This window comes from Pseudomonas sp. NS1(2017) (assembly GCF_002269425.1).
GTDB classification, from domain to species: Bacteria; Pseudomonadota; Gammaproteobacteria; order Pseudomonadales; family Pseudomonadaceae; genus Aquipseudomonas; species Aquipseudomonas reactans.
This window is the reverse complement of sequence record NZ_CP022960.1, coordinates 4,130,267-4,140,598: the sequence shown is the minus strand read 5'-3', so window position 1 is coordinate 4,140,598 and position 10,332 is coordinate 4,130,267. Positions and strand designations below refer to the sequence as shown.

Sequence of the window (10,332 nt, the reverse complement as noted above, 5' to 3'; positions counted from 1 at the left end):
CTACTACAATCCGGATATTGGTCGCTACCTGACACCGGACCCGGTGAAGCTGGCGGGTGGGATCCATGCGTACCAGTACGTGCCCAATCCTACGGGATGGGTGGATCCGTTAGGGTTGAGCTCATGTCCTAGCGAAGATGGTTGCAAGCAAGGCGCCATTTCTCAACGCTCTTCGTCAAGCGTCAATGATGGAGAGCCTGCTTTACCGCAACTGACGCGTACTAAGCGTCAGGCAAGAATTGATGAGCTGGCTGAGTCAAACATTCATCGGCGATTATCGGAGCTTGAGACATCAATTCCAGGAGCACACTTTTTGGAAAAACATGGAGCTCAAACCTCATTGGAGTCCCAATTTGAACGCATAACAACGGCTAGAAATCCGACTACCGGCGAAATCGAGACCTTTGACAGAGGAAGAAGAGCAGGCACACCAAGACCACCAAGTGCTGCCACACACTTTCTTAGTCATAGAGATCAATTCAATGCAATTGAGCGAGCTATTCTAATATTCAAGCTCAATGGCCGAGCGCAAACTCCGAGACCGATGGACATGAAAAAAGTTATCGGCGAAGGATATAAGAGAGACGGATTAGAATATGGAAAACAAACCAAAGCAGTTGTACATTTAGATAGAAATGGAAAACCAATCACAGCTTATACGGAGTTCGACAGATGAAAAAAAAACCAACCCTCACGATACTGCAAGGATTTTTATTTACTTACAGCACAGAAAACACCAAAAACCTAGAAAGAGAAGAAATTATAGCTTCAAAAAATGTAAATAACGAGACTGAACTTTCAGAACTATTCGATATTTTAACCAAGCCAGAATTTCTCTCATATACAGAGGATGAGCAAATATGGTTCATAGAAACCATTGAACACTACCTGTCGAAAGACGAGGATTTCGAATCTGTCTTTTATCTATTTGATACATACTTCGAAGACGACATAACTAACAAAAGAGCGTTCATGGCAGTACTGCTTGAACGTCTCAAGAGTTACCGCAACGAGACCGAATCGTACGAATAAAAAATGGTCAAATAAACGAAAAAAATGAATTGCACTACCTTAAATAGCCATCCTCGAAGACCAGCCAACTTGATAACACCACCCCTGTGGCGAGCGAGCTTGCTCGCGCTGGGCCGCGCAGCGGCCCCACTCCAGACAATGGGGTTTTCAGGTGGATCGGCATCGCCTGTTCTGGGGCTGCTGCGCAGCCCAACGCAGGGCAAGCCTGCTCGCCACAGAAGCCTGCTTTTCACAGCCTTCTCACCGCAGGAAATACTCGACCAGATGAAAGGGGCCTCACCAGCAAAATGAGTGCCCCCCAAAATAATCACCGCTTCGACAACTCCATAATCATCCGACTCAGCAAATAAACCCGCGGCACCACACTCTCCACCTCCGCATATTCCTCCGGCGTATGAATATTCCCGCCAACAATCCCAAACCCATCCAACGTTGGCGTCCCAACCCCAGCCGACAGACTCGCATCCGCCGCCCCGCCGCTGCCTTCGATGGTCAGCGTCTTACCCAACTCCGCATAAATCCCCTGGGCAATCGCGACCAACTTGTCCGATTCCGGTGTTTGCGGCATCGGTGGCAACCCACGCTGCAGGCTGGTCTTCACTTCGGTCTCCGGGATGAGCTTGTTTGCCGAGACCCGCGCCAAGTCTTTCTCGATGCGATCAAACTCTTCCGGCAATGCCGCACGCACGTCGGCCTTCGCAGTGGCCTGGTCAGGAATGACGTTGGTACGATCCCCCGCCTTGATCACCGTAAAGTTGATGGTGGTTTTCTTCTCCTCATCCCCTAGCTTGCCCAGTTGCAGAATCTGGTGCGCGGCCTCCATGGCGGCATTACGGCCAAGTTCCGGGGCCACACCGGCGTGGGCGGCTTTGCCTTTGACTTCGACCACGGCGGTGGCGCTGCCTTTGCGCCACACCACGAGGCCGTCGGCGGGGCGGCCGGGTTCGAGGTTGAGGGTCACGTCGTGGCCCTTGGCGGTTTTGCGGATGAGGTCGGAGGCGGCGTCGGAGCCGGTTTCCTCGCTGGCGTCGAGCAGGAAGGTGATCTGCGCGTAGTCCTTGAAGCCCTGGTCCTTGAGGACTTTGAGCGCATAGATGCCAGCGACGATGCCGCCCTTGTCATCCATCACGCCGGGGCCGTAGGCGCGACCGTCCTTGATATGGAACGGACGCTCGGCAGCCGAGCCTTCCTTGAACACTGTGTCCATGTGGGCCATCAGCAGGATCTTGGCTTTGCCGGTGCCCTTGAGGGTGGCGACCACGTGGCTGTTGTTGGCCGCTTTATCCGGCACCAGCTCGATAGAGAAACCCAGCTGTTTCAGCTCATCCACGGCAATGTCGCGCACTTGGGTCAGGCCCGGCTCATAGCCTGAGCCCGAGTCGATATTCACCAGGCGCTCCAGCAGTTTCAGGGCCTCGGCCTTGTACTGTTCGGATTGCGCCTGGATCTGTTTATGGGGTTCGGCGCTGTAGGCCGGCAGGGCGAAGGACAGGGCCAGGGTCGCGGCCAGGAGAGTACGGGGGAAGGTGAAGAGCATGAACCGATCCTTGTTTTTGTTGAAAGGTGCCGCCACACCCTACTCCACTAGATCGATCGCAACCAACTCCCCTGTACCGAACTGACGCGGTTGCGCCCGCTGCTCTTGGCCTCGTACAACGCCTGGTCGGCATCGTTCAGCCAGCTTGTCGAATCCGCATGGCTCGGTTGATACGGCGCCAGGCCGATGCTCAAGCTGGCGCGCAAGGTCGGGTCCTGGGCGTAGGCCAGGGCGTTGAAACGGTCGCGCAGGGCGTCCATCACTTCGGTGGCGCGGTTGAGCGGCATGTCCGGCAGGATCACGCAGAACTCGTCGCCACCGTAACGCCCGGCCAGGTCGGTGGCGCGCAGGTTCTGACGCAGCACTTTGCTGAGCTGGCGCAGGACGATATCGCCGGTGACATGGCCGTAGGTGTCGTTGATGGTCTTGAAGTGGTCGATGTCGATCAGCGCGATGGCGGCGCCGGCAGGTCCTCGGCGGCAGCGCTGGAATTCGATTTCCAGGTGGTCTTTCCAGGCACCGTGGTTGAGCAGGCCGGACAGGCTGTCCGTGCGGCTCAGCGCCAGCAACTCACGTTTGTGCCGCGCGAGCGTCACCGCCTGGCGGTAGCATATCCAGCCCAATGCCAGCGGATAAAGCATCAGAATCGGCAGGCAGGCGTAGAGCTGTGCCTGAGAGGTGACGGCGATAAATGCCGGGGCAAAGATCAGCAACGCAGTGCCAATACCCAGCGCCTGCGCCACCCAGCCCGCCAGCATGAAGCGCGGACCGCCGATGGCCACGTTGTTCATCGTCATCATCGACAGGGTGGTGACGCTGGGCAGCGGGTTGAAGTGCATCGCACCGACCCAGAACCCACCGCAAAAGGAATCGAACAACAGGTTGCGTCGTTCACTGCGCAAGGCGTTGACGCTGCGCAGCGTCAACTGAAAGGCCACATGCGGCCAGGCAAAGGCGTTGATCACCATCCAGGCCCACACCCACCACGCGGGTTCCAGGGGATACATTCCGAACACTACGCACACAAAACCGAGCGTCAGCCCGAGGGTGCGGGATTTGTACAGCCGTGAAGCGAGCGGAAGTCCGGTGCCTTCTGCAGCTGACATGGTGGGGTGAGATCCTGGAGGAATGCCTGGAGTCTAACAGGGCAACGGCAGATCGCCACTACCGCTCATAAGCTCACTCCTCAGTGGGCAAAGCCCCGCGCCAGCATCAGGGCTACGCCTAACAGCAACAGGGCCGTGATCCGCTGCAACAACACCCGGCGCTTGGGGTTTTCCAGCACGTGCTTGATGCGCTGGCCGAAGTAGCAATACAGGCAGCCGCTGGCGAATTGCAGCAACAGGAATGTCAGCCCGAGGATGGCAATATCCACCGTCGAACTGCTCTCCCCGGCCCCGGCAAACTGCGGGAATACCGCGCTGAACATGATGAGGGTCTTGGGGTTGGAAAAACCGGTCAGCAAGCCCTTGCCGAACAGGTTGCGCGCCGCTTCCACGTGGCCGATCCGTTCGATCACCACGCCGCTGCTGGTCCACTGCTTGTACGCGAGGTGCAGGATGTACGCCACGCCGACCACCTGGATAACCTGGGTGATCACCGGATAGCCCTTGATCAACTCGGAAAAGCCCACGGCAAAGATCAGGATCGAAATCAGGTACGCCACACTGGCGCCGATTTGTGCCGGGATCGAACGGCGCAGCCCGTCACGCACGCCCAGGCTCAACAGCAGCAGGGTCATGGGGCCGGGGCTGAAGGTCATGGTGGCGCAAAACAGCAGGAAATACAGGAACGAGGAAAGGGTTAACGCACTTGTCATGGCCGGGGACCTGGGGGATGGAGCCCGCAGTCTAGGCAGCTAGCATTGCGCAAGGCAGGTAAAGTAATGCCTAATCCGCCCTGACTTTACCGGTAAAATCACCAGCAAAGATAAGGAAGTCACGTGTTCGTATCGGCCATCTCCTTTGTAGAAGGCACCCCCAAGGTGCAACAGATCGTCGAGGCGTTCAGCCAGGCCATCGAAAACGGCGAATGGGCGCCCGGCAGCAAATTGCCCTCGGTGCGCGCACTGACCGAGACCCTGGGCGTGAGCAAGTTCACCCTCAATGAAGCCCTCGACCGCCTGCGCGGCCGCAACCTGCTCACCTCCCGCCAGGGCCGTGGTTACTTCGTGGCGAAGGAGACCGTGCGTCCGCCCGCCGCGAACTGGGTGGACCTGCTGCCTCAAGACCTGCTCAGCGTACTGCGCCGCCCCCTGGCCGCGGCCAACGGCGACCTGCGCCCTGGCGGCGGCCACCTGCCGGAAACCTGGCTGGACAGCGAAGCCCTGCGCCAGACCTTGCGCAGCGTGGTGCGGGCACCCTCACTGCGCATCGCCAGCCTGGGCACACCGCCCGGGTTGCTACCGTTGCGCCAGGCCCTGCAACAGAAGCTGCACGGCGAGGGCCTGTCGGTGTCGGTGGAACAGATCATCACCACCCCCAACACCGTGCAAGGCCTGGACATGCTGATGCGCCTGCTGGCACGTCCCGGCGATACGGTCCTGCTCGATGCACCGTGCTATTTCAACTTCCACGCCAACCTGGCCCTGCACGGGGTCAAGGTGGTGACGATCCCGCGGCGCCCCGACGGTTTTGACTTCACGGCCCTCGAACACCTGCTGGCCGAGCATCGCCCCCGCCTGTACCTGACCACCAGCGTGCTGCACAACCCCACCGGCCACTCCTTCAGCCCCGGCCAGGCGTTCCGCCTGCTGCAACTGACCCAGCAGTACCACTGCCATATCATCGAGGACGACCTCTACGGCGACCTGCACCCCAACCCGCCACCGCGCCTGGCCGCCCTCGCCGGCCTGGACCAGGTCACCTACCTGTCGGGTTTTTCCAAGATCCTCAGCGCCAACGCCCGCGTCAGCTTCGTGGTAGCCGCGCCGCAACTGGCGGCCAACCTCACCAACATGAAGCTGATGAGCGGCGGTGTGACGTCCGAACTGTTCGAGCAAGTCGTGTACCGCATGCTCAGCGAAGGCAGCTACGCCAAGCACCGCAAGCGCATGGTGCAGCGCTTGATGGAAGCCGGTGGACGCGTGGAGCAATGGCTCAAGCGTTGCGGCTGTGAACTGCCGATGGGTTACGAAGGCGGGATGTTTATCTGGGCGCGCCTGCCGCCTGGGGTCAACGGCGAGCTGTTGGCCCAGGCGGCATTAAAACAGGGCATGGTGCTGGCGCCCGGCGCGCTGTTTGGGTACGACCCGGCGCAACGTGATTCGATGCGTTTCAACGTGGCCCACAGTGATGAGGCAAAGGTCCAGCGGTTGTTCGAAACGCTGCTGGGCAAGGCTTCGCACACCCTTTGACTGATGAACATAGCCTGTCGCACCCGCCATTTTGCATCGTCGTGTATCTCCTTATCGCCAGATACACTGCAATACAAAGGGTACAAGGCAAGGGCGTCGCCAATGGCTAGACTGCGCCCCAATGAGTATTTAACGAGGAAGGCAGCATGGATCATGTCGATCACATTCTGATCGTCGATGACGACCGGGAGATCCGCGAACTGGTAGGCAACTACCTGAAGAAAAACGGCATGCGCACCACCGTGGTCGCCGACGGCCGCCAGATGCGCAGCTTCCTCGACACCACTCCCGTGGACCTGATCGTGCTGGACATCATGATGCCCGGTGACGACGGCCTGCAGCTGTGCCGCGAACTACGGGTGGGCAAACACAAGGCCACGCCGGTGCTGATGCTCACCGCGCGCAACGATGAAACCGACCGCATCATCGGCCTGGAAATGGGCGCCGATGACTATCTGGTCAAACCTTTCGCCGCCCGTGAGCTGCTGGCACGCATCAACGCCGTGTTGCGCCGCACACGGATGCTGCCGCCGAACCTGGTGGTCAGCGAAACCGGACGGTTGATCCGCTTCGGCCGCTGGCGCCTGGACACCACCGCCCGCCACCTGCTTGACGAAGACGACACCCTGGTGGCCTTGAGCGGTGCCGAATATCGCCTGCTGCGGGTGTTCCTCGACCACCCCCAACGCGTGCTCAACCGCGACCAGTTGCTCAACCTGACCCAAGGCCGCGATGCCGACCTGTTCGACCGCTCCATCGACCTGCTGGTGAGTCGCCTGCGCCAACGCCTGCTGGATGATGCCCGCGAACCGGCCTACATCAAGACCGTGCGCAGCGAGGGCTATGTGTTCTCGCTGCCGGTGGAAATCCTCGGGGCCGAGCAATGAGTCTAAGGTTTCGCTGGCCGCGCACCCTGGCGTCGCAACTGTCGCTGATCTTCCTGATCAGCCTGCTGTGTGCCCATGGTTTGTCCTTCAGTGCGCAGTTCTATGAGCGCTACATCAGTGCGCGCACTGCCATGCTGGGCAACCTGGAAAACGATGTGTCCACCTCGGTGGCCATCCTCGACCGGCTGCCGGCCAACGAACGGGCCAGCTGGTTGCCGCGCCTGGACCGTCAGAACTACCGCTACCTGCTGAACGCCGGCGAGACCGGCGAACCGATGAGCAGCGATGATGTGCCCATGGCCGCCACCTCCATCGCAGACGCGCTGGGCGAACACTACGCGCTGACCTTCCGCGACATCCCTGGCATGCAGAAACACTTCCAGGCGCACCTGACCCTGGCCGATGGCAGCCCGATCACGATCGACGTACGCCCCACCGCCCTACCCGTCGCCTACTGGCTGCCGGTGGTGCTGGTGTTACAACTGGCACTGTTGCTGGGTTGCACCTGGATCGCCGTGCGCCTGGCCATCCGCCCACTGACCCGCCTGGCGCGTGCCGTGGAAACCCTCGACCCCAACGCTCACCCCACGCCGCTGGACGAAAAAGGTCCCACCGAAGTCGCCCACGCTGCGGCCGCGTTCAACGAGATGCAAAAACGCATCGCCGAGTACCTCAAGGAACGCATGCAGATCCTGGCGGCGATTTCCCATGACCTGCAAACCCCGATCACCCGCATGAAACTGCGCGCCGAGTTCATGGAAGATTGCGCCGAACGCGACAAACTCTGGAGCGACTTGGGCGAAATGGAACACCTGGTGCGCGAAGGCGTGGCCTATGCGCGCAGCGTCCACGGCGCGACCGAAACCAGCCACCGAATCAACCTCGATGCGTTCCTTGACAGCCTGGTATTCGACTACCAGGACATGCACAAACAGGTCAGCCTCACGGGTAAAAGCGCCGTGGTGTTCGACACACGCCCCCACGCCTTGCGCCGGGTGCTGGTGAATCTGGTGGACAACGCGTTGAAGTTTGCAGGCAGTGCCGAATTGGAAGTGGGCTCGACGGCGAACGGGGAATTGTCGATCAAGGTATTGGATCGTGGCCCGGGGATTGCCGAAGACGAACTGGTTCAGGTGATGCAGCCATTCTACCGCGTCGAAAGTTCACGCAATCGGGGCACCGGCGGCACCGGACTGGGGTTGGCGATTGCACAACAACTGGCCGTGGCGATAGGCGGTTCGCTGACCCTGAGCAATCGACCACAAGGTGGGTTGTGTGCCGAGATACGCCTGGGGCTTTAAGCCCCAGAGACCGCCGCTATCGGCGCGCGCTCCCAATGCAAATTCCTGATATATCGCTTAACTCATGATTCAATATTTTAATAATTAGGTTAGAACCAATCGGCATTTTACAGTCCTGGCTCCGCCCCCTACCTTGGAGGCGAATAACCGACCCCCTGCCCGGTGGAGGTGTCACTCACGCACGACACAAGGACAGACCATGAGCATCGAATTCATCGGCTATATTGGCGGCCATCACGCTTCCGAAATCCACCCGCGCAGCGGCCCCACCCTGCAACCCGACTATGTCGAGACCGTGGCCCGCGCCCACGAAGAAGCCGGCTTCGACCGCGCACTGGTGGCCTTCCACTCCAACAGCCCGGACAGCACACTGATCGCGTCCCACGCCGCCAGCGTAACCAAGAAACTGCAGTTCCTCATCGCCCATCGCCCCGGCTTCGCCCAGCCCACCTTGGCTGCGCGCCAGTTCACGACCCTGGATGTGTTCAACGGCGGGCGCACGGCCGTGCATATCATCACCGGCGGCGACGACCGCGAACTGCGCGCCGACGGCAGCCATATCGGCAAGGACGAACGCTACGCCCGCACCGATGAATACCTGAGCGTGGTGCGCCAGGAATGGACCAGCGAACAGCCTTTTGACTTCAAGGGCACCTATTATCAGGTCGAAGGTGCGCACTCCACGGTGAAATCGCCGCAACAGCCGCACATCCCGCTGTATTTTGGTGGTTCGTCCAAAGCCGCGATCGAAGTGGCAGGCAAGCACGCCGATGTGTATGCGCTGTGGGGCGAAACTTACGAGCAAGTGCGCGAGATCGTGACCCAGGTGCGCGCCGAAGCAGCCAAGCATGGGCGTACGATTCGCTTCAGTTTGTCGTTGCGGCCGATCCTTGCCGAGACCGAAGAGCTGGCGTGGGCACGGGCCGAGCGCATCTTGCAGCAGGCCACCGATCTGGCCGAAAAAAATGGTTTTGTGCGGCGTGAACCGCCGAATGAAGGCTCGCGCCGGCTGCTCGCGGCGGCGGCGCAGGGATCGCGTCTGGATAAGCGTTTGTGGACCGGGATTGCGGGATTGCTCGGTGCACAGGGTAACTCCACCTCGCTGGTAGGCACGGCGGAGCAAGTCGCGGAAGCACTGGTGGATTACTACGACCTGGGGATCACCACGTTCCTGATCCGTGGGTTTGATCCGTTGAATGATGCCATCGACTATGGCAAGCGCCTGATTCCCCTCACTCGCCAGTTGATCGCTGAACGCGAACGCCAAGCCTCCGAAAAAGTCGCCTGATACACCAATTGTAGGAGCCGGCTTGCCGGCTCCTACAAAGGTCTGTGTCAGTTCTTGTAGTCGGTATCACTGCGCTCCAACTGCCGGATCAACGCATTCCAATGCCGCGCCACACCCGGACCTTCCCCACTGGCAAACACCTTCGCCTGCTGCTCGACCTTCTCCACCACCTCCTTCGGCGGGAAAATCAATTGCGCATTCCCCGCCGCCTGCGCCGCGACCTGGATGTTGCACGCACGCTCCAACTGCTGCAGTTGCTGAAACGCATGCTCAACACTGACGCCTGCGGTCAACAACCCATGGTTACGCAGGATCATCACACTCTTGTCACCCAAATCCGCGACCAGGCGCTCGCGCTCGTCCAGGTCCAGGGCGACGCCTTCATACCCGTGGTACGCCACCCGCCCGGAGAAACCAATGGAGTGCTGTGAAATCGGCAGCAGGCCGTCTTTTTGCGCCGACACCGCGATACCGTCGCGGGTGTGGGTGTGCAGCACCGCTTGCAGGTCGTGGCGCGCACCGTGGATGGCGCTGTGGATCACATAGCCGGCGTAGTTGATGCCAAGGCCGGTAGGGTCGTCGACGATGGTGCCATCGAGGTCGACCTTGACCAGGTTGGACGCGCTGATTTCATCGAACAACAACCCAAAGGCATTGATCAGGAAATGCTCGTCCGGGCCCGGTACACGGGCGGAGAAGTGGGTGTAGATGTGGTCGGTCCACTTGTACAAGGCCGCCAGGCGATAGGCGGCGGCCAGTTTGACGCGCACTTCCCACTCTTCCGGAGTGACGCGCTGGCGAACATTGGTGGAAACGCTGGAAATCGAGGTGACGCTGCTCATGGCAAAACTTCCTGGATGGCCTTAAGGACTACCAGGCAAGCCTAGGTGATGCAAAAAAATAATAAAAAGCACATTTTAATCTAAGCTAAT

Annotated in this window: 10 protein-coding genes; 6 read left to right on the top strand and 4 right to left on the bottom strand. The window is 59.8% G+C overall.

Annotated features, from left to right (window positions below; all coding sequences use genetic code 11):
• Both CI807_RS31860 and CI807_RS19525 read left to right on the top strand, forming a co-directional pair.
• On the top strand, positions 1–676 hold a 676-nt coding region (locus CI807_RS31860; RefSeq protein WP_256578544.1), incomplete at its 5' end, for an RHS repeat-associated core domain-containing protein.
• Positions 673–1,032: a hypothetical protein gene (locus CI807_RS19525; protein ID WP_095015812.1), complete on the top strand. Its 360-nt coding sequence runs from the start codon at positions 673–675 to the stop codon at positions 1,030–1,032. The genes CI807_RS31860 and CI807_RS19525, both read left to right, overlap by 4 nt.
• Positions 1,033–1,339: 307 nt before the next feature.
• Here the strand turns inward: CI807_RS19525 and CI807_RS19520 are convergent, their stop codons facing one another.
• The 3 genes from CI807_RS19520 to CI807_RS19510 form a co-directional block, all read right to left on the bottom strand.
• Entirely contained in the window at positions 1,340–2,569 is a 1,230-nt protein-coding gene (locus CI807_RS19520) for a M20/M25/M40 family metallo-hydrolase (RefSeq protein WP_028616627.1), read from the bottom strand.
• Between the two features lie 47 nt (positions 2,570–2,616).
• The gene (locus tag CI807_RS19515; protein WP_095015811.1) at positions 2,617–3,675 is read right to left on the bottom strand and encodes a diguanylate cyclase; all 1,059 of its coding nucleotides are present in this window, start codon (positions 3,673–3,675) and stop codon (positions 2,617–2,619) included.
• Positions 3,676–3,755: 80 nt separating this feature from the next.
• The gene (locus CI807_RS19510; protein ID WP_095015810.1) at positions 3,756–4,388 is read right to left on the bottom strand and encodes a LysE family translocator; all 633 of its coding nucleotides are present in this window, start codon (positions 4,386–4,388) and stop codon (positions 3,756–3,758) included.
• A gap of 123 nt (positions 4,389–4,511) precedes the next feature.
• On the opposite strand from CI807_RS19510, the gene CI807_RS19505 reads away from it, so the two are divergent.
• The 4 genes from CI807_RS19505 to CI807_RS19490 all read left to right on the top strand — a co-directional run bounded on the left by CI807_RS19505 (position 4,512) and on the right by CI807_RS19490 (position 9,400).
• A complete protein-coding gene (locus CI807_RS19505; RefSeq protein WP_095015809.1) occupies positions 4,512–5,924 on the top strand; it encodes a PLP-dependent aminotransferase family protein in 1,413 nt (470 codons plus the stop codon).
• Positions 5,925–6,070: 146 nt separating this feature from the next.
• Complete coding sequence (locus tag CI807_RS19500; protein WP_028616631.1) at positions 6,071–6,811, top strand: response regulator; 741 nt, start codon at positions 6,071–6,073, stop codon at positions 6,809–6,811.
• Positions 6,808–8,112 (top strand): ATP-binding protein, encoded by a 1,305-nt coding sequence (locus CI807_RS19495; RefSeq protein WP_095015808.1) that lies wholly within the window; start codon positions 6,808–6,810, stop codon positions 8,110–8,112. The genes CI807_RS19500 and CI807_RS19495 overlap by 4 nt, the downstream gene beginning before the upstream one ends.
• 199 nt (positions 8,113–8,311) lie before the next feature.
• Positions 8,312–9,400: an LLM class flavin-dependent oxidoreductase gene (locus tag CI807_RS19490; RefSeq protein WP_095015807.1), complete on the top strand. Its 1,089-nt coding sequence runs from the start codon at positions 8,312–8,314 to the stop codon at positions 9,398–9,400.
• A 47-nt stretch (positions 9,401–9,447) separates the two neighbouring features.
• Here the strand turns inward: CI807_RS19490 and CI807_RS19485 are convergent, their stop codons facing one another.
• On the bottom strand, positions 9,448–10,242 hold the full coding sequence (locus CI807_RS19485; RefSeq protein ID WP_095015806.1) for a class II aldolase/adducin family protein: 795 nt from the start codon (positions 10,240–10,242) through the stop codon (positions 9,448–9,450).
• Positions 10,243–10,332: the final 90 nt, after the last annotated feature.

Bases quoted from the DNA above. Each gene is read 5' to 3' on its own strand.
- CI807_RS19515 (WP_095015811.1), bottom strand. From the start codon at position 3,675: ATGTCAGCTGCAGAAGGCACCGGACTTCCGCTCGCTTCACGGCTGTAC.
- CI807_RS19510 (WP_095015810.1), bottom strand. From the start codon at position 4,388: ATGACAAGTGCGTTAACCCTTTCCTCGTTCCTGTATTTCCTGCTGTTT.
- CI807_RS19495 (WP_095015808.1), top strand. From the start codon at position 6,808: ATGAGTCTAAGGTTTCGCTGGCCGCGCACCCTGGCGTCGCAACTGTCG.
- CI807_RS19525 (WP_095015812.1), top strand. From the start codon at position 673: ATGAAAAAAAAACCAACCCTCACGATACTGCAAGGATTTTTATTTACT.
- CI807_RS19490 (WP_095015807.1), top strand. From the start codon at position 8,312: ATGAGCATCGAATTCATCGGCTATATTGGCGGCCATCACGCTTCCGAA.
- CI807_RS19500 (WP_028616631.1), top strand. From the start codon at position 6,071: ATGGATCATGTCGATCACATTCTGATCGTCGATGACGACCGGGAGATC.
- CI807_RS19520 (WP_028616627.1), bottom strand. From the start codon at position 2,569: ATGCTCTTCACCTTCCCCCGTACTCTCCTGGCCGCGACCCTGGCCCTG.
- CI807_RS19485 (WP_095015806.1), bottom strand. From the start codon at position 10,242: ATGAGCAGCGTCACCTCGATTTCCAGCGTTTCCACCAATGTTCGCCAG.